Genomic DNA, 25,928 nt, shown 5'->3' on the forward strand with positions numbered 1-25,928 from the left:
AACCGCGAACGACTCAGAGCAGCTTCTCGCCGACAAGGAACTCGGCGACCTGCGAACCGCCCTCGCCCTCGTCGGTGACCTTCACACCACCGGACTTCGGCGGCTTCGGAGCCGACTCGACGACCTGCGAAGCGGCGTTGGCCAGGCCGACCTCGGAAGCGTCGATACCGGCGTCGGCCAGCGTCAGGGCGCTCACCGGCTTCTTCTTGGCGGCCATGATGCCCTTGAACGACGGGTACCGCGGCTCGTTGATCTTCTCGGTCACGCTCACCACGGCGGGCAGCGCGGACTCGACGTTGAAGATGCCCGCGTCGGTCTCCCGCTCGATCTGCACGTTCGAGCCATCGGTGGTGACCTTGCGCGCGTAGGTCAGCTGCGACCAACCCAGCACCTCGGCGACCATGGCCGGCACGGCACCGCTGCGACCATCGGTCGCCTCGTTGCCGGCGATGACCAGGTCCACGCCCTCGACGGTGCCGATGACCTTGGCCAGCGCCTTGGCGGTGGCCGGGGCATCCGTACCGTGCAGCGCCTCATCGGACAGGTGCACGGCCTTGTCGGCACCCATCGACAGCGCCTTGCGGATGGCATCGGTGGCGCGGTCCGGGCCCATGCAGACGACGGTGACTTCGCCGCCCTGGGCCTCCTTGATCAACAGCGCCTCTTCGACGGCGCGCTCATTGATCTCATCCAACACGGCGTCCGCCGCCTCGCGGTCCAACGTGTGATCCGCAGCAGACAGCTTCCGTTCGGAATACGTGTCGGGCACCTGCTTAACCAGGACGACGATGTTCATGGGCCCTCTTCGACCTCCTGCGGACTCAACCGACGCTCGCTGGTCCTCCAGCGGCTTTGCTTGCGGACCCGGCGCTAGTAAGTAGTCCGGGCGGGCCGACTGCGCCACGTCCTCGCCGGGCGAGGCCGGGCGCGTCAACCACCAAGAATGTTACTTGTCAGTAGCCGGGGTGCAACCGGGTCCTACCCGTGACAGTACTCACCCCGCCCACCGGAGCGCGCACCCACCTGAGCCGAGGTCGTGCGCACGCCCAGGCCACGAAGGCCATCGAGCGCGAGATCCGCTATCGAGAACGGCTCCGAGAATAAGTGGAAGCGTTGCCGCCACACGTGTATGAGGATTCCTCACGTATTAGTAGCCTCCTCGGCATGAGGAAACGCGTCGCGATCGTGACCGATTCGACGGCATCCGTACCGCTCGAGGTCGCCGACCAGCTGGGCATCAACATCATTCAGCTGGAACTCCGAGTCGGCGACCACTACAACGACGAGCGGCGGGTACCGCACGCCACGTTGGCTGAGGCCATGCGCAACGGCGTCTCGGTCGAGACCGGTGAGCCGCCGCCCCCGGCGTTCTACTGGAATTACTCCGACGCGGCCGCTTCCGGAGTGGAAGCGATCATTTCGGTGCACATTTCCGAGGGGATGTCCAAGACCTGCCAGTCGGCCCGCACCGCGGCGGCCGAAATCGGGGTGCCCGTTTATGTCGTGGATTCCCGATTAGTCGGTCTCTCGATGGGGTACGCGGTCATCGCGGCCGCCGAAGCGGCCGCATCCGGGGCCAGCCCGCACAACGTGATGAGCGTGCTCGACCGCAGGCTGCGCAGCACGAACCAGATGGTCTACGTCGACACCCTGGAGTACCTGGCGCGCAGCGGCCGCATCGGGCGCGCGCAGGCGATGCTCGGGCAGGCGCTGTCGATCAAGCCGGTGCTGACGCTGCAGGGCGGAACACTGGACCAGCTGGCCAAGGGCATGGGCCCGGACCGCGCGCTGAAGAAGGCGGTCGCCGCCGCGGTCAAGCAGGCGGGCAACGGCCCCGTCGACGTCGGCGTGGAGCACTTCCAGTTCGAAGACCGCGCCAAGCAGACCCTCGAGGAGATCTGCTCGAAGCTACCGCAGGTGCGGCAGGCGACCGTGCAGGAGACCAGCGCCATCATCGGCGCGCACACCGGACCGGGTGCACTGGGGATTGCGATCTCGCCCGCTTCGTGAGCGCTCCGGGCGCCCGCGGATCGCGGGCGCCCGGACTGATGAGAGATGTTCAGTGCGCAGCACGAGCTGAGTCCCACACCGCACGCGGCGACCGCCGCACGCGGAAAGGACGCGCGAGGCCCTAATCGGTCAGCTTGTCCAGCGCCTTGTGGATGCGCTTGAGCGAGATGGGACGCGCGGTGCCGAGCGTCTGCGCGAACAGGCTCACCCGCAGCTCCTCGATCATCCAGCCGACCTCCAGCAGCTCCTCGCTGGGAGACCGGCCACTGGGGACCTGATCGAGCTGACCGAGGTAGCGGTCCCGGACCTCGTCGACCTGGTCCATCCACTCCCGGTCGCGCTGCGGGTGGTGCTGCGCCTTGTCGAGACGCTGCTCGATGCCCCGCAGGTAGCGGACCACGTCGCGAAGGCGGTCGAACCCGGTCTCGGTGATGAAACCCGGGTGCAGCAGCCCGTTCAGCTGCGCGCGGATATCGGCGAGGGAATCGGCGGCCATGCCCTTGGGCCTGTCGGCCAGCACGGAGTCCACGTGCTGCGCCGCCTCGAGGATGCGTTCCACGGCCTCGACCACGGCGGCGGTGTACTGGCCGATCCCGGCCCGCACCTTCTCCTGCAGCCGGTCGAAACCGGTCGCGTCCCAGACCGGCCCCCCGCTGTCGGCGATGAGCTTGTCGACCGCGCAGCTCACGCAGTCGTCCATGATCTCGTTGAGATCGCCGTACTGGCTGCCGCCGAGCACCAGCCTGCTGCGCGCCGTCAGGCCACGCTGGATGGACTTGGCGGGCGAAGGCACGTTGAGCAACAACAACCTGCGGGTGCCCGTCCACAGCGCGCGCCGCTGCTCCCGCTCGGAGTCGAACACGCGAACCGCGACCGTTTCGCCCTCGTCGACCAGCGCCGGGTAGGCCTTGACGACGTTGCCGCCGCGTTGCTGGCTGAAGGTCCGGGGAAGTTCGCCGAAGCTCCAGGAGCGCAGCCCGCCCTGCTCGACGTCGTCGGCCGCCGCGGAGATCTCCTCGCGGACCTCGGGCTTGAGCTCGCGCTGCAGCTCGTCGAGGTCCTTGGACTCGGCGAGCTTGCGCTTCTTCTTCCCGAGCACGCGGAAGGTCATCTTCAGGTGGTCCGGGACCTTGTCCAGGTCCCAGTCGCCCGAGCGCACGTCGACTCCGGTCATCTGCCGCAACGTCCGCTGCAGGGTCTCCAGCAGCGGCCCGTCCTCCGGGCCGACCCGCGAGAGCACCGCCTTGGCGAAGTCCGGCGCGGGAACGAAGTTGCGCCGCAGCGACTTCGGCAACGACTTGAGCAGGGCGGTGACCAGCTCCTCGCGCAGACCCGGGATCTGCCAGTCGAAACCGGTGTCCTCGATCTGGTTGAGCACCTGCAGCGGGATGTGCACCGTGACGCCGTCGGCGTCGGCACCGGGCTCGAACTGGTAGGTGAGCTCGAGTCGGTGCTCGCCGTGGGTCCAGTGGTCCGGGTAGTCGCTGTCGCTGACCTCCTCGGAAGAGGCGTTGATCAGCATCGACTTCTCGAAGTTGAGCAGATCGGGCTGCTCGCGGCGGACCTTCTTCCACCAGGTGTCGAAATGCCTGCCGGAGACGACCTCCTCGCCGATGCGCTGATCGTAGAAGTCGAACAGGGTCTCGTCGTCGACCAGGATGTCGCGCCGCCGGGCTCGTTCCTCCAGGTCCTCGACCTCGGCGAGCAGGGCGCGGTTCTGGTGGAAGAACTCGTGCCGGGTCTCCCAATCGCCCTCGACCAGAGCGTGCCGGATGAAGAGTTCTCTGCTGGTCTCCGGGTCGATGCGCCCGTAGTTGACCTTGCGGTCGACCACCAGCGGCACGCCGTAGAGGGTCACGCGCTCGGTCGCCACGACCGCGGCCCGGTCCTTGGACCAGCGCGGTTCGCTGTAGTTGCGCTTGACCAGGTGCTCGGCCAGTCGCTCGATCCACTCCGGTTCGACGCGCGCGTTGATGCGCGCCCACAGCTTCGAGGTCTCCACCAGCTCGGCGGCCATCAGCCACTGCGGCGTCTTCTTGAACAACGACGAGCCCGGGAACACCGAGAACCGCGTGTTGCGCGCGCCCTGGAACTCGACAGGGCCGCGGCGCTGCTGACCGGGCTTCTTGTCGACGTCCTTGAGACCGATGTGCGAGAGCAGCCCCGCCAGCAGCGACTGGTGGATGCGATCGGCGTCGGCCTCCTGCTCGCCGATGGTGATGCCCATCTGCTTGACCATGGTGCGCAGCTGGCCGTAGAGGTCCTGCCACTCGCGCACGCGCAGGTAGTTGAGGTAGTCGTTGCGGCACAGCTTGCGGAACTGGTTGGACGACAGTTCCTTCTGCTGGGTGCGCAGGAACTTCCACAGGCTCAGGTACGACAGGAAGTCCGACTGGGCATCGGCGTCGACGAACCGCGCGTGCTTCTGGTCGGCGGCCTGCTGGTCTTCGGCCGGACGCTCCCGCGGGTCCTGGATGGACAGCGCGGAGACGATCACCAGCACCTCGCGCACGCAGCCGTTGCGCTCGGCTTCCAGGATCATTCGCGCCAGCCGCGGGTCGAGCGGCAGCTGCGCCAGGTTGCGGCCGATCTTGGTCAGCCTGCGGTCGGTGCGCGACTTCTGGTTCTCCAGCGCGCCGAGCTCGTGCAGCAGGCTCACACCGTCGGTGATCTGCCTGCGATCCGGCGGCTCCAGGAACGGGAATCCCTCGATGTCACCGAGCCCCAGCGAGGTCATCTGCAGGATGACCGAGGCGAGGTGGGTGCGCAGGATCTCCGGGTCGGTGAACTCCGGCCGGGACAGGAAGTCGTCCTCGGAGTACAGCCGGACGCAGATGCCCTCGGAAACGCGCCCGCAGCGCCCCTTGCGCTGATTGGCCGAGGCCTGCGAGATCGGCTCGATCGGCAGTCGCTGCACCTTGGTGCGGAAGCTGTAGCGGGAGATGCGCGCGGTACCGGGATCGATGACGTACTTGATGCCCGGCACCGTCAACGAGGTCTCGGCGACGTTGGTGGCCAGCACGACCCGCCTGCCGGAGTGCGGCTGGAACACCCGGTGCTGCTCGGCCGCGCTCAACCTCGCGTACAGCGGCAGGACCTCGGTGCCGCGCAGGTTCATCTGCCCGAGCGCGTCAGCGGTGTCGCGGATCTCCCGCTCGCCGGAGAGGAACACCAGAATGTCGCCGGGACCTTCAGCGGACAGTTCGCGGACCGCGTCGCAGATCGCCTGCGGCTGATCGCGCACCACGTCCTCGAGCTCGTCGGAATCGTCGACGAGCGGCCGGTAGCGCACCTCCACCGGGTAGGTGCGACCGGAGACCTCCACGATCGGCGCGTTCTCGAAGTGCCGGGAGAAGCGCTCCGGGTCGATCGTCGCCGAAGTGATGATGATCTTCAGGTCGGGGCGCTTGGGCAGCAGCTGCTTGAGGTAGCCGAGGATGAAATCGATGTTGAGGCTGCGCTCGTGCGCCTCGTCGATGATCAGCGTGTCGTAGCGGCGCAGCAGCCGATCGTGCTGGATCTCGGCGAGCAGGATCCCATCGGTCATCAGCTTGACCAGGGTGTCCTCGCCGGTGCGCTCGGTGAAGCGCACCTGGTAGCCGATCGCGCCGCCGAGGTCGGTGTCCAGCTCCTCGGCGACCCGCTCGGCGACCGTGCGCGCGGCGAGCCTGCGCGGCTGCGTGTGGCCGATGACGCCCTGGATGCCGCGGCCCAGCTCCATGCACATCTTGGGCAGCTGGGTGGTCTTACCGGACCCGGTCTCACCGGCGACGATGACGACCTGGTTGTCCCGGATCACCTCCAGGAGGTCATCGCGCCGCTGGCTGACCGGCAAAGCCTCCGGGTAGCCGATGGTGGGGACGTTGTCGCGACGCCGTCGCACCCGCTGCTCGGCCTGGTCCACATCGCAGGCGATCTCGTCGGCGACCGACTGCAGCGCCTGCGGATCGCGGATCTTGCGCGCCCCCTCGATGCGACGCCGCAGCCGACGCTGGTCGGACAGCATCAGCTCGGGCAAACGTTCCCGCAGATCAGCGAGCGGAGATTTCACAGACGACGTACCCATACGTCGGTCAAGCATAGAGGGCGGACCCGGCCGGCTGCCGCCCCTTTTCGCCCTGCTCACAGTTGCCCGGGCGGCGCAGCGCCCGCTGCGCGCCGCGATCCGGCCCCCGCTCAGGTCCGCTCAGCGCGGCACAGGAAGGCTCTTGCCTGGTCACCGACCCGGGTGATGACCACCGTGGCGTCCTGATCCCCCTTGAGCTTCAGACGGCGGCGCAACGCGTCCGGGTCGACATCGACACCGCGCACCAGGATCTCCAGGCGGCCCACCTGATGTTGCCGAAGCAGCGTGCGCAACGACTTCTCGTTGAAGCGCCCGTGCTCGACGACGCGGAAGGCCCGCACGCCCGGAGGCGGGACATCGCCGGTGAGATAGGCGATGCGCGGGTCGAGCTGCGCCAAGCCGTGGCGGGCCGCGTAGTGGCGCACCAGACCGGCCCGCACGACCGCCCCGTCCGGATCGACGATCCACTCCCGGACCTCCTCGGCCGGGCAGTCATCGGACTCGGCATCGGTGATGGTCGTCCGGATCGCACCGCCGGCGTCCAGCACGCTGGCCTTGCGGCGCACACCCGGTTGTGCCAGCGCGCCGAACCACAAGGCCGCCTCGCGGACCTGCCCCTGCAGGGAGACGACCTCGGCTTCGGCCTCGTCCGGAACGGCGTCGAAGTCCAGGCCGGGCGCGCACTTGACCACCAGGTCACGGCCCGCGTAGACGTCCAGGAGCTCGTCCAGCGGTGGCACGAGATCCGCCGGGTTCCAGCGACGCCTGCCCGCGCCATCGCGCCGCGCGGGGTCGGCGATGACCGTGGTGCCCAGGGTGACCGGACGCAACGCGTCGGCCGCGACGAGAGCTGCCGGACATCCGGCTTGGTCGAGGTTGTGCCGGGCCATCAGCAACCGGACGCGGTCGAGGTCGGAGCCCACGCAGCGGTTCGCGACCGCGGCCACCGCGACCAGGTCGGCGCCGATGGAGCAGGTCACGTCGTGCACGTCACGCCCGGCCAGGCGCTGCGCGCGATGCCGCGCCACGACGCTCGCGGTGGCCTGCTGCAGCGCATCGTCGGTGAACAGCCACTGCTGGCCGTCGTCCAGTTTGGACTGAGCCTTGCGGCGCAGCATCGCAGTCTCCAGCGCGGCCGCCGCGTGACGCTCGCCCGCGAGCTTGCGCGCGGCCGCGACGTCAGCCATCCGCGAGGAGCTGCTCAGCGAACGCTTCGCGAGCTCGGTGACGGCCTCGAAACCGGCCGCCGAACGCAGGAAAGCGACATCCTCGATGTCGAACGAGTACCCCACCGTTCCCCCTAGCGCTGCCCGCGCGTGCTGCTCGGGCGGGAAAGCCGGGCACGGTGGGGGCCACTCGTCACTACCACTTCCGCAGCCGATCAGTTCCCGGTGAACTCGGCCTTGCCGGGGCCGTTCTCGATGAACGACCGCATGCCGATCTTCTGGTCCTCGGTGGCGAAGGTGCCCGCGAACAGGTGGGACTCCAGCTTCAGCCCGTTGGCCAAGTCCTGCTCCAGGCCACCGTCGATGGCGGACTTGGCCGCGGCCAGGGCGCGCGCTGCCGCGCCGCTGAACTGCTCCGCCCAGCGCTTGGCAGCGGCATACACGTCGTCAGCGGGCACGAGCTCGTCGACCATGCCGATCTGCAGGGCCTCGTCGGCCTTCACGAAACGGCCGGAGTAGATGATGTCCTTCGCCTTGCTCGGGCCCACCAGGCGAGCCAGCCGCTGCGTACCGCCCGCACCCGGAATGGTGCCGAGCAGGATCTCCGGCTGACCGACCTTGATGTTGTCCGAGGCGATGCGCCGATCGCAGGCCAGTGCCAGCTCGAAACCGCCACCGAGGGCGTAGCCGGTCAAAGCGGCCACCGTGGGCTTCGGGATGGCCGCGACCCGGCTCATCGCGTCGGAAAGCCCGCGCTGCTCCTTGGCGGCCATGTCGGTGTAGGACAGCTCGGCCATTTCCTTGATGTCCGCGCCCGCGGCGAAGACCTTCTCGCCGCCGTAGACGATCACCGCGCGGACGTCGTCGCGCTCGGACGCCTCGATCGCGACCTCGCGCAGCTCGTTCTCGATCTGCCGGTTCAGCGCGTTCATCGGCGGCCGATCCAACCGGATCGTGCCGATCGCACCGTCCACCTCGAGCCTGACGAACTCACCCACGCGACAACCTCCTCGTCGAACCGCAATGCCGCGGCAGAGGCTATCGCGCTGCACAACGGCAATGCTGTGTCACCGCTCTCAGCCGCGGCGCTGCGCGAAGTAGCGCTCCCCGTTCTTGCGCAGCTCGAGATCCTGATCGAACGTCTTCGACAGGTTGTCCTCGGTGAGCACGTCATCGAGCAACCCCTGGGCGACGATCTTGCCCTCGCGCAGCAGCATGCCGTGGGTAAAGCCCGGCGGGATCTCCTCGACGTGATGGGTGACCAGCACCGATGCCGGCGCATCGGGGTCCACGGCCAGGGTGGACAGCCGGGCCACGAGGTCTTCGCGCCCGCCCAGGTCGAGCCCGGCCGCGGGCTCGTCGAACAACAGCAGCTCCGGATCGGTCATCAGCGCACGCGAGATCATGGTGCGCTTGCGCTCCCCCTCGGACAGGGTGCCGAACTCGCGGTCGGCCAAGTGCGCCACACCGAGCAGGTCGAGGAGTTCGTGCGCGCGGTCGGTGTCCATCCGGTCGTATTCCTCGCGCCAGCGGCCGAACACCGAATAACCGGCGCTGACCACCACGTCGCGCACCAACTCGCCGCCGGGAATCCGGTTGAGCAGCGCACCCGAGCACAGCCCGATGCGCGGGCGGATGTCGAACACGTTGGCCTTGCCGAGCCGTTCGCCCAGCACGTCGACGGTGCCTTCGGTCGGGTGCATCTCGGTGCTGGCCATCTTCAACAGGGTCGTCTTGCCGGCCCCGTTTGGGCCCAGCACGACCCAGCGCTCGTCGAGCTCGACCGACCAGTTCACGTCCGCCAACAGCGACGTCTCGCCCCTACGGACTCCGACGCCATCCAGTCGGATGACCAGGTCGTCCACGTCTACCTCCCAGCCGTCTGACCGGCATCACGCACCCGGTTGACCTCCAGGACCGCCCCAGCCTCCGGCCGGTCCCCTCTCCCGTCCATTCTTCCCGCCCCGGCGGCACCACTCGCGCCCGGGAGGGCAACGACATCGCTGCACGAGCAAAACGCTCGATCGGTTCCCGCACCGGCGATGTCGATCCGACGCTGCCAGGTGAACCGCACCGCCGCGGGCTCACGTGCTCCGAGGAAGGGAATCTTGCTGTCACCCACCGCGCCGAGATATGGCAGCAAGATTCCCTTCCACAGACCAGGCGTGGAAGTGGCAGCAAGGTTCCCCTGCTCACAGTCGCCAGGGGCTTTCGCCGAACAGGGCTCCCACGCGGCCCGGCTGACGTAAGGTCCATGCCTTGTGAGTGCGCAGAGGCTCTTGTTCCGTCCCTGGGTGTTGATCACCGCCGCGAGTGCGGCGGTGATTGCCGTGGTGGAGCTGGTCGTGGGCGGCGATCCCACCGGGATCGTCATGGCCTGGACCGGTGCTCTGGCCGGGGCGGTGCTGCTGCCAGTGGTCACTCAACTCGGCCTTCTGGCCGGTTCGGTGCTGTTCGGGTTGCAGGTTCGGCACGTGGTGCTCGGCGCGATGCGGGAGATCGGCTCGATCAAGCTCGGCGAGGTGACGTTCACCTTCCGCGCGTTGCCGGTGACCCTGCGATCCCAGATCGGCCCGTGGCGGTCACCGGTGATCCTGCGTTGCTGGCTGGCGGGCCTGCTCTCGGCCTTGGCCGGGTTCTCGCTGGTGACGGGTTCGTGGCTGCTGGTCTCCGATGGTTTCAGCCGCGGGTTCGCGCTGGCCGTCAGCGGGTTCATGCTCTACAAGCTCCGGCCGCAGCGAGTCCCGCTGGCCACGTCAACGGGCTGGCTCCTGTTCTCGCTGCCGCGCATGCCCGAACCGGAGCGCTCCGACTTTCGGGCAGCACCGCTGGCCGCCCGCGCCTACGCGGCGCTTCGTCGTGGCGACATCGACGACGCGGCCGGATACGCCGATGAGATGAGCGAGCGCTACCCGGGACTCAACGCCACGATGTCCTGCCAGGTCGCGGTCCAGGAAGCACGGGGCCAGTACGCACCGGGCGTGCTGACACTGCTCAAACACCTGTCCGAGAACGATGTCCCGCCACGGAAGATGCCCTATCTGCTGGTCGGCATCGCCGGGCTCGGCTTCAAGGCCATCGAAGCCGGCCAGCTACCCGCCGACACCCTGCTGCCCACGGCGAGGAAGGCCCTGCAGGACGCCGTCAGCCTGGGATACCCGGAGTTCGAGCTCAACGGGACCAACGGCCTGCTGGCGCTGATCGAGGGCGACACCGAAGCTGCGGTTCGATTGGCCGAGGCCGGCGCGGAATACAACCACTCGCCGCTGTCCCGGGCCGATGACTTCGTCACGCTTGCCCGAGCGCACATGGCCCGCCGCGACAACCCCACCGCGCGGACCGCGCTCGCCCGAGCCGAAGAACTGGCACCTTGGTCGCCTCGGGTCACCGAGACCCGCCAGCGCCTCTCGGTGCACTGACAGCAGGTGGGAACCTTCCTGTCATTCATGTGACAGGAAGGTTCCCATCCTCACCTCAGTCGACGGTCAGGACGAGCTTGCCCTTGGTCCGGCCGGTCTCGCCCATCTCGTGGGCCTTGGCGGCCTCCGCCAGCGGGAACGTCGCGGCGATCTCGGCGCGCAGCTTGCCCGCCTCCACCAGCTCGCGAACGGCCTGCATACCGGCCTGGTCGTCCTCGACCAGCATCGTCTCGGCGCGCACACCCAGCTCTTCGGCCTCGGCGACCAGCGGTTTCCGGTCGTACGGCAGGATCGTCACCAGGATTCCGCCCTTGCGCAGGACCTGCAGGGAGCGGCTGCGGTAATCGGCGGCGATCGTGTCCAGCACCACGTCGACGTCGCTCAAGACCTTGTCGAAGTCGGCCTCGGTGTAGTCGATGAGCTCGTCCGCGCCGAGTCCGCGCAGGAACTCGTGCTTGCCCTTGGTGGCGGTGCCGATGACGTAGGCGCCCTTGGCCTTGGCGATCTGCACGGCCAGGTGCCCGACACCACCGGCGGCAGCGTGGATGAGCACCCGCTGGCCCGACTGCAGGTCGGCGGTGTCGTTCAACGCCTGCCACGCGGTCAGCGCCGCGAGCGGGATCGCACCGGCCTGCACGTGGTCCACATTGGACGGCTTCGGCGCGAATCCGCGAGCCGGGCCGACGGTGTACTCGGCGTGGGAACCGACACCGAACGGATAAGGCAGCATGCCGAAGACCTCGTCACCCGGCTTGTGCAGGGTGACGCCGACGCCGATCTCCTCGACCACGCCGGAAACGTCCCAGCCGAGGACGTACGGCGGCTGACCGAGAAATCCTTGACCGCCGCGGTGCTTCCAATCGGTGGGGTTGACGCCGGCGGCGCGCACCCGGACCAGCACCTCGCCGGGGCCGGGCTCAGGCCGCTCCAACGTGACTTCGCGCAAAACTCCGGGGTCACCGTGAACGTCCTGACGGATGGCACGCATCGATTCACTCATGCCCCCACCTTGCCTTATGCCCACAGCTCTCGAAATGGCAGGATTGCCAGCATTCGATAGGATCCTGCCATGCATCGGGTCGCAGTACTGGCTCTCGACGGGGTTTACCCCTTCGAGCTCGGCATTCCACAACGCGTGTTCGGCAGCGCCGAGAGCCGTTACGAGATCACGACCTGCACCGCGGACGGCAAGCCGGTGCGCAGCGATGCCGATTTCATGATCTCGGCCGACCACGGCCCCGAGCTGCTGAGCAGCGCCGACACCGTGGTGATCCCGCCGTTCGACCTGTCGCTGATCTCCAGCGAGCTGCCCACGGAGCTGGCGGGCGCGCTGCGTCAAATCCGCCCCGGCACGCGCATCGTGTCGATCTGCACCGGCGCGTTCGCACTGGCGGCGGCAGGCATGCTCGACGGTCGCCCCGCCACCACGCACTGGCGCCTGGCCGAGAAGTTCCGGGACATGTTCCCGGCCGTGCAACTCGACCCCGACGTGCTGTTCGTCGAAGACGGCGACCTTCTGACCTCGGCGGGCGCGGCTTCCGGACTCGACGTGTGCCTGCACTTGATCCGCTCCGACCACGGCAGCGACCTGGCCAACCGGGTGGCGCGCACCTGCGTGGTGCCACCGTTCCGCGACGGCGGGCAAGCCCAGCCATCGAGCAGCCGATTCCCGAACTCACAGGCCAGGGCACCGCAGCAACCCGAGCCTGGGCGTACGAGAACCTGAACCTGCCACTGACCATGACCGAGCTGGCCGAGCACGCGCGGATGAGCACGCGCACCTTCGCGCGCCGGTTTCGCGAAGAGGTCGGCGTCAGCCCGGGCAAGTGGCTGACCCAGCAACGGCTGGCCCGCGCGAGACAGCTGCTGGAGACCACCAATCTTTCGATCGAGCGGATCGCAACCGAAGTCGGTTTCGCCACTGCGGCGTCACTGCGCCAGCACCTGCACGCCGCGATCGGCGTTTCACCGATCACCTATCGCCGCACCTTCGGCACCGAGACGGCCGCTGGTTAAGCACGAGGGGAACCTTGCTGTCAGGTGAAGCGACAGAAAGGTTCCCCTGCTCACTCGGGCTCGGTCAGGCGGCGCGTGGCTTCTCGTGCGGCCACCTGCAGGTCCTCGACCGAGGTCTCGCCGAGCAGCATCCGGCGCAGTTGCGGTACCGCCAGCGGCCAGCTGATCATGCCGAGCGTCAGCAGCGCGAGCATGCCCGGCTCGATGGCATCGGTGACCGCGCCGCTGCGCTGGGCGCGCCGCACGCTGTCGGTCTTGTCCCGGTAGTGCTCGGCGCGTTCGGACTCGGCGGCCACGCCGGAGTCGCCGCGCTCGAGGGACTCCCACATCAGCAACCGCAGCACGTGCGGGTTGGCCGTGTGGTAGGCGGTCAGGCGGTCGACGTAGCCGGGAAGATCCGCGCCATCGATGGGAACCTCGGCGGCGAGCTCGGCCATCGCACGTTCCAGCACCGCGCCGAACAAGGCGTCCTTGCTACCGAAGTAGGCGTAGATCAGCTGCTTGTTCGCCTCGGCCTGCTTCGCGATGCGGTCGACACGAGCGCCTGCGATGCCGTGCTCGGCGAACTCAGCGGTGGCCGCCTGGAAGATCCGGGCCTTCGTCGCTTCGGCGTTGCGGGTCACAACCGCACTGTACCGCCGCCAACCAACCATCTGGTTGACACGATTCGCGGCCAGTGCAATTATGCAACCAACTAGTTGGTTAGTTCCTTCGGAGTGCTGATGACCACGGTTTCCCCCGCCAGCCGTCTTACCGGCGGGTTGTTGTTCGCCGCCGCGTTGTGCGCCGGAATCACCGTCGCCAACATCTACCTGGCGCAGCCGATCATCGGTCCGATCGCCGCGGTCTTCGGTACCTCACCGCAGGCCGCGAGCATCGTGGTCACCGCAGGAATGCTCGGATACTCGGCCGGACTCCTCCTGGTCATCCCGCTCGGCGACAGCGTGGACCGCCGCAAGATGGTCGGTGGGTTGAGCGCGCTGACCGCACTCCTGCTCCTCGGCGGCGCGGCGGCACCGTCGCTGCCGGCGCTGGCCCTGTTCGTCGGACTGGCAGCAGCGACCACAGTGGTCCCGCAGATCCTGATCCCGCTGGTCGCGCAGCTGGCCGAACCCGCCCAGCGCGGCACCGCGATGTCCTGGGTGCAAGCCGGCCTGCTCACCGGAATCATGGTTTCCCGCGTCATTTCCGGCCAGCTCGCCGGGCTGCTGGGCTGGCGCTGGGTGTTCGTCGTGGCCGCTGCGCTGACCTTGATCGTCGGCTTGTGGACCATGCGCGCCATACCCGCCGACGGCGCGCGCGGCGCGGTGAACTACGGCGCCCTGCTGCGCTCGCTGCCCGGCTACCTGCGCAGCGAGCCGGTGCTGCGCCGCGCCTGCCTGCGGCACGCGGGAATCTTCGCCGCGTTCAACGCGGTGTGGACGACCCTCGCGTTGGTCCTGACCGCGGCGCCGCACGGCCTCACCGTCGGCGAAGCCGGCCTTGTCGGCCTGCTCGGACTCCTCAGCGCAGCACTGGCACCGATGACCGGAAAGCTGGTCGACCGGCGCGGCCCCCGCGTTGTCGCCGGACTCGGCCTGCTGGTGCTGACGGTGGCGATCGTTCTGCTCGCCACCGGCGCGAACTCGCTCGTTCTGCTGCTCATCGGCATCGCCGCGGTCCCCATCGGGATGCAGACATCCCAGGCGGCCAACCAGAACGCGGCGCTGACGGTGAACCCGGCGGCCGGCGGGCGCCTGAACACCATCTACATGCTCGCCACGTTCCTCGCCGGTGCCCTCGGCTCGACCGTCGGCAGCTTCGCCTACGGCATCTACGGCTGGCTCGGCGTCTGCGCGGCGGCCTTGATCTTCCTGGCCCTGAGCGCCCTCGGCCTGCGCCGAGTGGCCCGCTGAGCGCTCCGAACTCGCCGAATCAGCCCGCCAGAACGACCTTGCCCAGTTCGGCCGCGCCGGACAGCAGCCGATGGCGAGGCAGAACCCGGACCGTGTACCCGGCGGGGCCTGCGTGCGGGAGCGTGACGGCCACCGAATAGCGCCCCTCACCCATCGGCTCCATCGAGGCCGCGACGAAGTCGTGGAGGGTGTCGGCGTCGTCGACCCGGCCCACCACGACCTCGACGTCCACATCAGACGGGTCCAGGCCCGCCAGGTCCACCCTCGCCCGCACGGTCACCTGTCCACCGAGCAACGGGGTCGCGTCGTCCACCGACATCTCGGTGTCACCGACCCGCACCCGGTTCCAGGCGGCCTGCAGCCGATCCCGGTAGTCGGCGATCTCCCGAGCGCCCCGGAAATCCTCGTCCGCCATCGCGCGCATCGAACGGGCCGCGGGCCCGTAGTGGCCGTCGACGTACTCGCGAATCATCCGCGAAGCCTGCACCTGCGGCCCCAGCGAGGCCAGCGTGTGCCGCACCATCGACATCCACTTGCCGGGCACACCATCGCTGTTGCGCTCGTAGTACATCGGAACGACGTGCTCGGAGATCAGCTCGTACAGCGCGGCCGCCTCCAGATCGTCCCGCCTGCTCGGATCGGTGACGCCTTCGGCGGTGGGGATCGCCCACCCGTTGTGGCCGTCGTACATCTCGTCCCACCAGCCGTCGCGCACCGACAGGTTCAGCACGCCGTTCAAGGCCGCCTTCATCCCGGACGTGCCGCAGGCTTCCAACTGCCGCACGGGGGTGTTCAGCCACACGTCGCAGCCCGACACCAGGTAGCGCGACAGCGCCATGTCGTAGTCGGGCAGGAACACGATGCGGTGCCGCACGTCGGCCTGATCCGCGAAGCGAACGACGCGCTGGATCATCGCCTTGCCCGCCTCGTCAGCCGGATGGGACTTGCCCGCCACCACGATCTGCACCGGACGCTCGGAATCGAGCAGCAGTTCGCGCAGGCGGTCGGTGTCCCGCAGCATCAACGTGGCGCGCTTGTAGGTGGGAACGCGGCGGGCGAAACCGATGGTGAGCACTTCGGGATCGAAAACCGAGTCGCACCAGCCGAGTTCCAGATCCGAGGCGCCGCGCTGCTGCCACGCGACGCGCAGCCTGCGGCGGACCTCGTCGACCAGGCGTTGCCGCAGCGAGCACCGCAGCTCCCAGAGCAGGGAATCGCTGACCGGTTCCATCCCGCGCAGCCCCGCCCCGCTGTCCATTTCGGACTCGCCGAGCAGCTTGCCGAGTTCCCGCGCGGACCAGGTCGGGCCGTGCACACCGTTGGTGACCGAACGGATCGGGATCTCCTCGACACCGAAGCCCGGCCACAAATTGCGGAACATCTTGCGGATGACTTCGCCGTGCAGCTCGGAAACCCCGTTGGCACGCTGCGCGAGCCGAAGCCCCATGTGGGCCATGTTGAACATGTTGGGGTTGTCTTCGGCCCCCAGCGCCACCACGCGATCGGCCGAAACGCCCGGCAGCAGCGGCTGCTCCGAGGCATCGTCGAAGTAGTGCCGCACCAGGTCGACCGGGAACCGGTCGATACCGGCCGGAACCGGGGTGTGCGTGGTGAACACCGTTCCCGCGCGCACTGCCACCATCGCCTGATCGAACTCCAGGCCCGGCTTGTCCTGCAGCTCCCGGATCCGTTCCAAGCCGAGGAAACCGGCGTGGCCTTCGTTGGTGTGGAAGACCTCGGGTTGCGGGTGGCCGGTGAGTTCGCAGTAGGCGCGCACCGCCCGCATCCCACCGATGCCGGCGAGGATGTGCTGGCGGATCTTGTGCTCGGCGTCGCCACCGTAGAGCCGATCGGTGGTGCCGCGCAGATCGTCATCGTTGTCCGGAACGTCGGTGTCCAGCAGCAACAGCGGGACCCGCCCGACCTGCGCCTTCCACACCCGGGCGTGCAGCGTGCGTCCCGCGGGCATGGCCACGCGGATCTGCACCGGACGCCCGGCGGCGTCGGCCAGCACCTCCAGCGGCAGACCGCTGGGATCCAGCACCGGATAGTGCTCGACCTGCCAGCCCTCCTCAGACAGCGCCTGCCGGAAGTAGCCGGACCGGTAGAGCAGACCGACCCCGATCAGCGGCACCCCCAGGTCGGAGGCCGACTTGAGGTGATCCCCGGCGAGCACGCCGAGCCCGCCGGAGTAGTTCGGCAATGCCTCGGTGAGCCCGAACTCCATCGAGAAGTAGGCGATGGAGGCAGGCAACCCCGCCCCTTCGTCCCGGCGCTGCTGGTACCAGCGCGGCATCGTCAGGTAACGACGCAGGTCGTCGTCGACGGCTCGGGTGCGCGCCAGGAAGTCCTGGTCCTCGGCCAGCCGCCGCAGCCGTTCCGCGGGCACCTCCGCCAGCAACCGCAGCGGGTCACCACCCACCGATGCCCAGACCTGCGGGTCGACGGCCGCGAACAGGTCCTGGGTCGGTGGGTGCCAGGCCCAGCGCAGGTTGGTCGCCAAGGTGCCCAGCGCGCTGAGCGGCTCGGGCAGGTGGGCCCGGACGGTGAAGCGGTGGACGGCTCTCACGGGAGCGGACCATATCTCGCCACGCGGGAACACGTGAGTCGGTACCGAGGCCCCGAAACCGCCGAACCAATGCGAAGCTGAGCAGCGTGCGCGCATTCGTACTAGTCGTGACGGTCATCGGACTGCTTGCCGGCGCCTGCGCGGCCCCGCCGCCGGAGCGAACAGGTGTGGCAGAGCACACCGTCGACCCCTCGTTCGTGCACGGCACCGACCACGGCGATACCGACCGGCTGGCGGCCACGGTCGTCAGCGACGCACAGGACTACTGGTCCAAGGCCTACCCCGCCACCTTCGACCGGCCGTGGAAGGACCTCGATGGCGGGTTCTTCTCGGTCGACACCGGCGATACCAGCAGCTCACCGCCCTGCGCGTCGACGGTCAGCGAAGTGGAAGGCAACGCCTACTACTGCCGAAGCGTCGACGCCATCGCCTGGGACCGCACCGCGCTGCTGCCCGTGTTGCGCGAGCACTACGGCGATGCTGCGGTCGCGGTGGTGCTCTCCCACGAAATCGGACACGCGGTGCAGCAGCGCGCAGACCTCGCCCAAGGCCAACCGCTGCGGCTGGAAGCGATGGCCGACTGCTTCGCCGGTTCGTTCCTGCGCTGGGTCTCCGATGGCCGCGCACCGCACCTGCGAGTGAGCCCGGACCAGCTCGACGAAGCACTGCGCGCGATCATGGTCTTCCGCGATCCGGTCGGCTCCACCGGCGCGCACGGCACCGCGTTCGATCGGATCTCGGCATTCCAGACCGGGTTCGCCGGTGGGCCCGGAGGGTGCCCCGACGTCCCCACGGCTGACGTGGCCGAGCCGGTGGAGCAGGACCCCAACGTCCCCCTGGACGAGGCGATCGACACCACCGCCGCCGAGCGGTATTTCGGCGAACTGGTGACCGAACGCGGTGGAAGATGGACCCCGCCGCGGCTCGGTAACTGTCCGAACGCACGTGGGCCGGTGGACTATTGCGGCGCGCCACCTCGAGTGAGCATCGACCGCGCGGCTTTGGGCACGATCCGCGACGAAACCGGCGACCAAGCCGTGACGACGTTGGTGGCGTCCCGGTACGCGACGGCAGCATTGGCACAGCTCGAAGAACCGGTCACCGGCAAAGCGATCAGCTGCTTGACCGGTGCCTATACCGCTGCGCGGCCAGCGCTCTCGCCCGGCGACCTCGACGAAGCGGTGCAGATCGTCCTGACTTCGGAGGCGCTCGCACGCGATGCACGCGGACGCGGTTCGATCAACGGGTCCGACCGAATCGCGGCCTTCCGATCCGGCGCACTCGACGGTGCCGGAGCCTGCGGCTAAACCGCGCTCAGCCGCGAGCGGGGGAACCTTCCTGTCACGAAGCTCGTCACCGAGCTGCGCAGGAATTTCCCGTCGTGCGCGCGTGGCGGGCAAGGGAACTTTCCTGCCACTGCCCCACTGCTGCCACTTCGCATGGGAACCTTTCTGTCACTGCGAGTCGAGACTGCCCATAGCCGACATCGGTCACCCGTTAGGCTGCTTCCTGCATCCGGTCGGCTGTGATGTCGACGCGTGGACATACGACTTCAGGCACCGGCAGCGAGATGGGGCGCGTCAGTGGGAGCGATAGGAAACCGACTGCGAAAGCGGAAGCTGGGCGCCGTGGTCTCGGCAGTCGCGTGCGTCGCCCTGGTCAGCGGATGCGCGCAGACCGTCAGCGGTATCCCGACGACCCTTGGCGGCTACTCGACGACCAAGGTGGCGGGACTGCCCGCCGCGAACGGCCCCAGCGGCCCGAAGACGGACGCACCGGAGCCTCGGCTCAAGGTCGACGGCACCGACAACGGGGAGATGGACGAGCTCGCCCGCAACGCGGTCGCCGACGTCGACGACTACTGGGCCGAGACCTTCCCCGAGGTCTTCTCCGGGAAGGAGTTCAAGCCCGTCAAACGTCTGATCTCGTACGACTCCAACGCACCCGGACGCCCGTTGTGCGGTAAGAACAGCTCGCACCTGGTCAACGCGTTCTACTGCCCGCCGGAAGACCTCATCGCCTGGGACCGCGGCACACTGCTGCCGGAGTTGAAGAACAACTTCGGCCCGATGGCGGTCGTGACGGTGCTCGCGCACGAGATGGGCCACGCGGTGCAGAACCGCGCGGGCACGGCCAAGCCGGACGACCCGGCGATCGTGCTCGAACAACAGGCGGACTGCTTCACCGGTTCGTACTTCCGGCACGTGGCGGAGGGCGACTCGAAGTACTTCCGGGTATCCACCGGTACCGGGCTCAACGAAGTCATGAGCGTGCTCAACTACATCCGCGATTCCCCGAGCGTCTCGAACTTCACCGGTGGCAACGCGCACGGCACCGCCTTCGACCGGGTCTCGGCGTTCCAATACGGGTTCGACCAGGGCCCGGATCGCTGCGCCGGAATGGACTTCGATGACGTCACCAAGCGCACCACGCTGTTCCAGAACTGGAAGCCGGCGCAGAACGAAACCGAACTGCCCATCAACGACAAGAGCATCGAGGCGGTGAACGAGAGCCTCCACGAGGTCTTCCGCGACACCGGTGCTCCCGAGCCGAAGGTCACCACCGATCCCACGTCGTGCGGCGACCGGCAGAAGACCTCCCCTGCCGACTACTGCGCTGCGACGAACACGATCTCGCTGGACGTCTCCGAGCTGCGCGAGATCGCTCAGCCGCCGTCGAAGGACAGCGACGCCACCGGCTACGGCGACTTCGCCGCCTACGCGCAGATCGCCTCCCGGTACGCGCTGGCTGTGCAGAAGTCAGCGGGATTCACGCTCGACGATGAAGCCGCCGGACTGCGCACGGCGTGCCTGGTAGGCGCGTGGAGCGGCTTGTTGGTGGAGGATCCGATCGGGCAGCGCAACCCGGTGGGCAAACTCCGCGTGCTTCCCGACGACATCGACGAGGGCGTGTCCGCCCTGCTCGGTGACGAGAGCTTGATCGCGGCGAACGTCAAGGGCGAACAGGTTCCGGTCGGTTTCGCTCGGGTCGAAGCCTTCCGCGTCGGCGTGCAGCGAGGCATCTCCCCCTGCACCACCAAGTACGTCGGCTGAACCGTGCGCGAAGCGGTGTCGTCGGACTCCGGCGGCACCGCTTCGTCGTTTCGCGGGCCCGCCCGGGGTGCGAGCGAGGTTCCCTTCAGCGCTGGCTTGATGCCGTGACAGAAAGGTTCCCTTCCTCGCCCCGTGCCGCCTTCCGGCGAGGCAACCGAACACGGCGCCGCGCGTCCAAAGAGGTGTGCGAACGCGACGAGTGGACTGGGACGGCACGCTCAACGCGCGGGATCTGGGCGGCTTGCAGGCCAACGGCGGGCGGATCCGCTGCGGCGCCGTGGTGCGGGCCGACCACCCCGCCAACATGCCCGCCACGGGCTGGGAACAGCTCCGCGCGCACGGCGTGCGCACCATCATCGATCTGACCGGGCTTGAAGAGAGTCAAACCGACCTGGCGGCGAGGCTGCCGAGCTGACGACCGTGCGAATGGTGCTCGACGACCCGACCGACACCGAGTTCTGGCAGCGCTGGGGCGGCGTCCATTCGTGCACGCCGCTCTACTACCCGGCGTTCCTCGACCGGTTCCCGAACGCGGTCTGCGCGGTGCTGGCAGCGATCACCAACGCCGAGCCAGGCGGCGTGTTGGTGCACTGCGCCAGCGGTCGAGACCGCACGGGGTTGATCGTGCTCGCGCTGCTGGCGGCTTTGGGCGTCAGTGCCGAGGACATCGCCGATGACTACGCGCTCAGCCACGACCGCCGTGCCGAGCAGTGCGCGGCTCTCGGCCTCGACGACGACACGCCGAAGATCAGGGCATTCCTCGCAGCGCGGGGAACTACCGAGCGGGCGCTAATCACGGAGCTGGTCAACGGCCCGGACTTCGCGGATCGTCTCCGCGCGGGCGGCCTCGATGATGCGGGACTGGCAGCGCTGCGCGCTCGCGTGCTGCACGCGGATCGAAGCGCTGCCCGGCCCCTCAGAACAGTGCGCTGGCCAGGTCGCGACGGGCCTTGATGACGCGCTCGTCGCCCTCCGGGAACACCTCGAACATCTCGATCAAGTGCTCGCGCACTCGATTGCGATCGTCACCGGAGGTGCGCTTGATCGTCTGGATCAGGCGGTTGAAGCCCTCGTCGACCTTGCCGATCGCGACCTCGGCGTCGGCGGCGGCCAGCTGCGCGTCGAGGTCATCGCTGTTGGCGTCGGCGCGCTCGATCGCCGAGGGATCGGCCTGCTCGGCACGGGCGGTGAAACGCACCTGCATGAGCGCGGCCTTGGCCTGCTCGTTGTTCGGCTCGCTGGCCAGGATCTCCTGGTAAGCGGCTTCGGCCTCGGCGAAGTCGCCGCGCTCGAGAGCATCCTCGGCCCGGGTGAACCGCGGGTCCTCGGGCTCCTCCTCCGGCTCGGTCGAGCCAGCCGCCTGCTCAGCGGCCTTGATGCCCGGGAGCTGGTCGCGCAGCTGGTCGAGCAGGGAGTCGATCCACTGGCGCAGCTGCGGCTCGGCTTGCGCCCCCGCGAAGCCGTCCACCGGCTGCCCGCCACCGATGGCGATCACCATCGGAACGGACTGCACCTGGAACAGCTGCGCGATCCGCGGGTTGGCGTCCACGTCGACCTTGGCCAGCAGGAACGCGCCGTTGTACTCGCGGGCGAGCTTCTCAAGCGCCGGCGAGAGCTGCTTGCAGGGCTCGCACCAGGTCGCCCACAGGTCGACCACGACGGGCACCTGGAGCGACTGCTCCACGACTTCCTGGAAGTTGGCCTCGGTGGCCTCGACGATCGCCGCGTGGCCCTCGGCCGCCTGACCGTTGCCACTGTCTTCACCGGGCGGCTGGTTGGCGCCCTTGGCAGCGGCATCCGCCCTGCTCTTGAGCGCCGAGAGGTCGACTGCGCCCGCCATCGAAGCGGACGGCGCTGCTGCGTTCTGGCGTGGATCCGGCCTCGTCACAGTCCCATCCTGACACGTTCCACCAGCCGGTCGACGGCTGGGCGGCCGATGCCGCTCGGTCGGTTTCCGGGCTGACGCGTCGCCTTCCACCGAGGTCGTTCGACCTCGATATCCAGCCGACACGCCGCTACCAAACTAGAACAATTCGAATCAGCGATGAATTTCCACTCGAACAGGTGGCAATTGGCATCAACCCCTCAGGTCCAGCCGTGATGATCGCCGAAAACGACCAAGAGCCCGCGAGGGACGGTTGCCTTGTCTTCTCCGGGCGGTGGGGTTCCCTAAAGGGAGCCTCGGCCAGTAGTTCAACGAGAGGTTCGAAACAGTGCGTATTGCAACCCGAGTTGCCGGTGTCGCCGGTGCCGCCGCCCTCAGCGCCATGGCCCTGGGTGGCACCGCTTTCGCGGACAGCGCCGACAACGACGGCGTCAACCTGCTGGACGACAACAACGTGAGTGCCGTCCCGGTGCAGGCCTGCGGCAACAACGTCGGTGCGGCCATCGGCGTCGTCGTCCCGGTGCTGTCCCCGCAGAGCAGCGACTGCACCAACGCCCCGGTGGTCGACCACCCGCAGGGCTGAAGTCGCTGATAGCAGCACCAGAACTGCAAGCGGGGGCGGTGTCATTGCCGACACCGCCCCCGCTTTTCGGTTCTACTGCTCGTCCAAGTGCTCTTCGACCCGCTGCACCTTGGACTGCAACTGGCCCGTGTGACCAGGGCGGATATCAGCCTTGAGCACCAGGCTGGTGCGCGGCGCCCTGGAGGACACCGCCTCGGTGGCCCGCTTGACCACCTCCATGACCTCGTCCCACTCCCCTTCGATCGTGGTGAACATCGAAGTGGTCTCGTGCGGCAGACCGGAATCCCGGACCACCTTTACGGCGGCAGCAACCGCCTCACTGACGCTGTCGCTGCCGTCCGCCCCGCTCGGGGCCACGCTGAATGCCACCAGCACGAAAAACTCCCTCCATTCGGCCCGCGACCGGGCTCGCACACCCGATCATGCGCCTACACCACCACTTCTTGCCGAATGCGCGTGTCGGTAACGCAACAGTCATCAGCGCCTATCGCATTCGCTGCTAGCGTCAAACACCATGAGCGCCCGTGGCCCACTCCCCTTCGACCCCATCGCCCGCGCGGCCGAGACCTGGGCCGAGCGGGTCGGCCCGTCCACGACAATGGCCGCGGTAACCAGCATCATGCGCGTGCAACAGATCCTTCAGTCGGCTGTCGATAGCGCGCTGCGCCCGCACAACCTCACCTTCGCCCGCTACGAGGCACTGGTACTGCTGAGCTTCTCGCGGCGCGGCAGCCTGCCGATGCGCGTCATGGGCGATCGGCTGCAGCTGCACCCGACCAGCGTGACCAACATCGTCGACCGCCTCGAACAGGACAGCTTGGTGCAGCGCATGCCGCACCCCACCGACCGGCGCACGACGCTCGTGGAGATCACCGACGATGGCTGGGACCTGATGAAACGAGCGACCGAGTCCGTCAACGAGATCGATTTCGGCCTGCAGGGCATCACCGAGCGCCAGACCCAGCAGCTCACCGATCTGCTGGGAAAGGTCCGGCACGCCGCGGGCGACTTCTAGTTCAACTCGCGCAACACGAAGCGAACGCGACCCCAGAAGGTCGGCTCGTCGGAGTCGGCGAGCTCCAAGAGGCCGCGCTTGTTCGCCCAGCGCTCGAACCACACCGTGGCCAGCGGCGGCACCGAGGCCACCAGGGCGAGGACCAACGTCCAGAACCGCCAGCGCAACGGGCTGAACACCACCAGCGTCACCAGCACGTAGGCGGTGAACACCAGCCCGTGAATCCAACCCATCACGGTCACGCCCAAGGGCATGCCCAGGCCATACTTGAACGCCATGGCCACCAGCAGGCCCGCCCAGGACATCGCCTCGGCGACCGCAACCAACCGGAACCAGCCCACAAAGCTACGCGGCACGTCGACCCCTACTTGTCGTTCCAGACCTACGGCGAGTGTGCCGGGTGTCTCCGGTCACCCCGAGGCCGGTCCGGTTTCCTCGTCCACCCACGACAGGTAATCCGGATTCCCGCCGATGATCGGCGTCACGATGATCTCCGGGACGTCGTAGTCGTGGTGAGTCTGGATATGGGAGACGAGCGCCTCGACCCGCCCGTCGGCGGTCTTGATCTGGAGCTGCCACTCCGGATCATCCTGGGCCGCGCCCTCCCACACGTAGAAACTGCGGATCGGTACCACCTGCACGCACGCGCCGAGGCGCGCCTCGACGATGCCGCGGGCGAGCTCGGCAGCGGACTCCTCCGAGTCGGTGGTGGTCACCACCTGCACGTGATCAGCCATACGGACAGCGTATCGGGGACGGCGACGCGAGGAGGGGAACCTTCCTGCCACTCCGGGTGCCGGAAGAGTTCCCCTCTCGCTTGATCAGCGCTTCGCGCCGCGCAGCAGGTTGGCCTCGGTGGTGAGGTAGTTGTCCCGGTAGTCGAAACGCGGCGAATCGGAGAACAGCAGCCAGTAGTACTTCATCTGCTCCGACCACCAGTAGCCCGGACAGGAATCCTGCTGCGTCGGCGGGTCCGCGGTCACGTCGGACAGCGAGGCGAACCCGTAGTTGGTCTTCGAAGTGGCGACCATGTTCTCGAAATGGGTACGGGCGCGCTCGCGGAACACCTCATCGCCGGTGACCAACCACAGCGACAGCGCCGAATCGGCGAACTCCGGACGCAAAGCGTTGTTCGGATAGGTAGCCGCCATGGTTTCGTAGTCGACGAAGGTCGGGATCACGCCGAAACGGTTCTGCACCGTGTTGAACGAGTCGTGATAGGCGCGCCCCGCTTCGACGTTCCCGGATTCAGCGAGCAGCCCGGCGTAGAAACCGGCCAGGACGCTCTGCTCACGGCTGAGGATTTCCCCGGTGTAGGCGTCCACCTGCGGGAACCAGAGGTTCGACGCATATCGCTCGGCCTGGGTGCTCAGGATCGCGTCGGTGAGCGTGTCGTACCACTGCTTGAGCTCGTCATCGCCGAAGAGCCGGTAACCGTCCCAGAGGTATTCGTAGTAGGAGTCACCGGGCGGGCCCACCGTGGCCTGGCGGTTGCGCCACTCCCCCGTCTCGGCATTGATGTCGTGCGGCAGCAGCCCGAGATCGGTGCGCCCGTCGAAGACGCGACGCATCGCTCGTTTCGCCAGATCGTAATAGCGGCCATCACCAGTCCACTCGGACAACTGACCGAACTCGGCGATGTAGGTGCCGCACTCGACGATGTTGGTCTCCGGATCGCTGACTTGACCCGTCGCCAGGTTCACGTACCGGTAGGGCAGACCCGTCGGTGATTCGGCGAAGGCGGGCAGCAAGCGGTCAGCGCAGTCGACCGCCAGCTCGAGCAATCTCCGCTCGCCCGTGCAGTGATACGCCGCGGCCAGCCCACCGACCATTCGAATGTTGGTCTCGAAGACCTGGAACGGAGCGTCGACGTCGAAACTCAAGTTCTCGGTGATCCACCGCAGAGCCCTGTCGACCTCATCGTCGGCTTCCATGAGCCACAACGTGTCGACCGCCTCGATCACGCTCAGCCCGACCGAATGCCCGTCGACGAAGAAGTCCTCGCGGCCACCCGAGATCGGCTTGATGTGATCGGCCCCCAGGGCGCGCTCGACATAATTGCGCCACGCCCAGAGGAATTCACGCCGCACGTGCGCCGCGAGCTTCTTCCACTCCCCGGGTGTTGAGCCCGGGGACGCGTTTGCGATCTCCGGGCTCGGCCGAGCCGCAGCCGCCGGCGTCGACATGACCGAGAGTCCACCGACAGCGGCGACCCCACCCAGCATTCGCAACGCGGAACGTCTGGACATGC

22 protein-coding genes and 1 pseudogene are annotated in these 25,928 nt (G+C 68.1%); 10 read left to right on the plus strand and 13 right to left on the minus strand.

Annotated elements, in window-relative coordinates; all coding sequences use genetic code 11:
* Positions 1 to 13 precede the first annotated feature (13 nt).
* Positions 14 to 796, minus strand: a complete 783-nt coding sequence (locus tag ABD289_RS13155) for an electron transfer flavoprotein subunit beta/FixA family protein (RefSeq protein WP_344130943.1) — start codon at positions 794 to 796, stop codon at positions 14 to 16.
* A gap of 368 nt (positions 797 to 1,164) precedes the next feature.
* Between ABD289_RS13155 and ABD289_RS13160 the strand changes: the two genes are divergently transcribed.
* Positions 1,165 to 2,010 carry a DegV family protein gene (locus ABD289_RS13160; RefSeq protein WP_344130946.1) on the plus strand — a complete coding sequence of 282 codons (846 nt, stop codon included), beginning with the start codon at positions 1,165 to 1,167 and terminating at the stop codon, positions 2,008 to 2,010.
* Positions 2,011 to 2,131: 121 nt separating this feature from the next.
* Here the strand turns inward: ABD289_RS13160 and hrpA are convergent, their stop codons facing one another.
* The 4 genes from hrpA to ABD289_RS13180 form a co-directional block, all read right to left on the minus strand.
* Positions 2,132 to 6,076, minus strand: coding sequence for an ATP-dependent RNA helicase HrpA (gene hrpA / locus ABD289_RS13165; RefSeq protein WP_344130949.1), 3,945 nt, complete (start codon positions 6,074 to 6,076; stop codon positions 2,132 to 2,134).
* 110 nt (positions 6,077 to 6,186) lie between these two features.
* Positions 6,187 to 7,368 (minus strand): THUMP-like domain-containing protein, encoded by a 1,182-nt coding sequence (locus tag ABD289_RS13170; protein WP_344130952.1) that lies wholly within the window; start codon positions 7,366 to 7,368, stop codon positions 6,187 to 6,189.
* Positions 7,369 to 7,457: 89 nt separating this feature from the next.
* A complete protein-coding gene (locus ABD289_RS13175) occupies positions 7,458 to 8,240 on the minus strand; it encodes an enoyl-CoA hydratase/isomerase family protein (RefSeq protein WP_344130954.1) in 783 nt (260 codons plus the stop codon).
* A 78-nt stretch (positions 8,241 to 8,318) separates the two neighbouring features.
* Positions 8,319 to 9,107, minus strand: coding sequence for an ABC transporter ATP-binding protein (locus tag ABD289_RS13180; protein ID WP_344130957.1), 789 nt, complete (start codon positions 9,105 to 9,107; stop codon positions 8,319 to 8,321).
* Positions 9,108 to 9,536: 429 nt separating this feature from the next.
* Here ABD289_RS13180 and ABD289_RS13185 point away from each other — a divergent pair, with 429 nt between their 5' ends.
* Entirely contained in the window at positions 9,537 to 10,661 is a 1,125-nt protein-coding gene (locus ABD289_RS13185; RefSeq protein ID WP_344130960.1) for a hypothetical protein, read from the plus strand.
* Between the two features lie 55 nt (positions 10,662 to 10,716).
* Here the strand turns inward: ABD289_RS13185 and ABD289_RS13190 are convergent, their stop codons facing one another.
* Positions 10,717 to 11,661, minus strand: a complete 945-nt coding sequence (locus tag ABD289_RS13190; RefSeq protein ID WP_344130963.1) for an NADP-dependent oxidoreductase — start codon at positions 11,659 to 11,661, stop codon at positions 10,717 to 10,719.
* Positions 11,662 to 11,730: 69 nt separating this feature from the next.
* Here ABD289_RS13190 and ABD289_RS13195 point away from each other — a divergent pair.
* Positions 11,731 to 12,677: pseudogene (locus tag ABD289_RS13195) on the plus strand (GlxA family transcriptional regulator).
* Positions 12,678 to 12,727: 50 nt separating this feature from the next.
* On the opposite strand, the gene ABD289_RS13200 reads toward ABD289_RS13195, so the two are convergent.
* A complete protein-coding gene (locus ABD289_RS13200) occupies positions 12,728 to 13,300 on the minus strand; it encodes a TetR/AcrR family transcriptional regulator (RefSeq protein WP_344130966.1) in 573 nt (190 codons plus the stop codon).
* A 99-nt stretch (positions 13,301 to 13,399) separates the two neighbouring features.
* Between ABD289_RS13200 and ABD289_RS13205 the strand changes: the two genes are divergently transcribed.
* Positions 13,400 to 14,572 carry an MFS transporter gene (locus tag ABD289_RS13205; protein WP_344130969.1) on the plus strand — a complete coding sequence of 391 codons (1,173 nt, stop codon included), beginning with the start codon at positions 13,400 to 13,402 and terminating at the stop codon, positions 14,570 to 14,572.
* A 19-nt stretch (positions 14,573 to 14,591) separates the two neighbouring features.
* Here ABD289_RS13205 and glgP read toward each other — a convergent pair whose 3' ends face one another.
* Positions 14,592 to 17,141 (minus strand): alpha-glucan family phosphorylase, encoded by a 2,550-nt coding sequence (gene glgP, locus ABD289_RS13210; RefSeq protein ID WP_344130972.1) that lies wholly within the window; start codon positions 17,139 to 17,141, stop codon positions 14,592 to 14,594.
* 167 nt (positions 17,142 to 17,308) lie between these two features.
* On the opposite strand from glgP, the gene ABD289_RS13215 reads away from it, so the two are divergent.
* The 4 genes from ABD289_RS13215 to ABD289_RS13230 all read left to right on the plus strand — a co-directional run bounded on the left by ABD289_RS13215 (position 17,309) and on the right by ABD289_RS13230 (position 21,148).
* Entirely contained in the window at positions 17,309 to 18,448 is a 1,140-nt protein-coding gene (locus tag ABD289_RS13215) for a neutral zinc metallopeptidase (RefSeq protein WP_344130975.1), read from the plus strand.
* 321 nt (positions 18,449 to 18,769) lie between these two features.
* Entirely contained in the window at positions 18,770 to 20,194 is a 1,425-nt protein-coding gene (locus tag ABD289_RS13220) for a neutral zinc metallopeptidase (protein WP_344130978.1), read from the plus strand.
* Positions 20,195 to 20,393: 199 nt separating this feature from the next.
* Entirely contained in the window at positions 20,394 to 20,609 is a 216-nt protein-coding gene (locus tag ABD289_RS13225; protein ID WP_344130981.1) for a tyrosine-protein phosphatase, read from the plus strand.
* Positions 20,610 to 20,620: 11 nt separating this feature from the next.
* Positions 20,621 to 21,148: a tyrosine-protein phosphatase gene (locus ABD289_RS13230; RefSeq protein ID WP_344132034.1), complete on the plus strand. Its 528-nt coding sequence runs from the start codon at positions 20,621 to 20,623 to the stop codon at positions 21,146 to 21,148.
* Here the strand turns inward: ABD289_RS13230 and ABD289_RS13235 are convergent.
* Positions 21,111 to 22,034, minus strand: a complete 924-nt coding sequence (locus ABD289_RS13235) for a tetratricopeptide repeat protein (protein ID WP_344130984.1) — start codon at positions 22,032 to 22,034, stop codon at positions 21,111 to 21,113. The two genes, ABD289_RS13230 and ABD289_RS13235, sit on opposite strands and share 38 nt — an antisense overlap.
* A 373-nt stretch (positions 22,035 to 22,407) precedes the next feature.
* Here ABD289_RS13235 and ABD289_RS13240 point away from each other — a divergent pair, with 373 nt between their 5' ends.
* Entirely contained in the window at positions 22,408 to 22,662 is a 255-nt protein-coding gene (locus ABD289_RS13240) for a hypothetical protein (protein ID WP_344130987.1), read from the plus strand.
* Between the two features lie 72 nt (positions 22,663 to 22,734).
* On the opposite strand, the gene ABD289_RS13245 is transcribed toward ABD289_RS13240, so the two are convergent.
* A complete protein-coding gene (locus ABD289_RS13245) occupies positions 22,735 to 23,037 on the minus strand; it encodes an MTH1187 family thiamine-binding protein (protein ID WP_344130990.1) in 303 nt (100 codons plus the stop codon).
* 139 nt (positions 23,038 to 23,176) lie between these two features.
* Here ABD289_RS13245 and ABD289_RS13250 point away from each other — a divergent pair, with 139 nt between their 5' ends.
* Entirely contained in the window at positions 23,177 to 23,677 is a 501-nt protein-coding gene (locus ABD289_RS13250) for a MarR family winged helix-turn-helix transcriptional regulator (protein WP_344130993.1), read from the plus strand.
* Here ABD289_RS13250 and ABD289_RS13255 read toward each other — a convergent pair.
* The 3 genes from ABD289_RS13255 to ABD289_RS13265 all read right to left on the minus strand — a co-directional run bounded on the left by ABD289_RS13255 (position 23,674) and on the right by ABD289_RS13265 (position 25,926).
* Positions 23,674 to 24,033, minus strand: a complete 360-nt coding sequence (locus ABD289_RS13255; RefSeq protein ID WP_344130996.1) for a DUF3817 domain-containing protein — start codon at positions 24,031 to 24,033, stop codon at positions 23,674 to 23,676. The genes ABD289_RS13250 and ABD289_RS13255 overlap by 4 nt on opposite strands.
* A gap of 54 nt (positions 24,034 to 24,087) precedes the next feature.
* The gene (gene cutA / locus ABD289_RS13260) at positions 24,088 to 24,414 is read right to left on the minus strand and encodes a divalent-cation tolerance protein CutA (RefSeq protein WP_344130999.1); all 327 of its coding nucleotides are present in this window, start codon (positions 24,412 to 24,414) and stop codon (positions 24,088 to 24,090) included.
* Between the two features lie 84 nt (positions 24,415 to 24,498).
* Positions 24,499 to 25,926 carry a glycoside hydrolase family 47 protein gene (locus ABD289_RS13265; protein WP_344131001.1) on the minus strand — a complete coding sequence of 476 codons (1,428 nt, stop codon included), beginning with the start codon at positions 25,924 to 25,926 and terminating at the stop codon, positions 24,499 to 24,501.
* Between the last annotated feature and the right edge of the window lie 2 nt (positions 25,927 to 25,928).

Origin of the sequence: Saccharopolyspora halophila (assembly GCF_039531955.1) — a bacterium.
Taxonomy (GTDB): Bacteria; Actinomycetota; Actinomycetes; order Mycobacteriales; family Pseudonocardiaceae; genus Saccharopolyspora; species Saccharopolyspora halophila.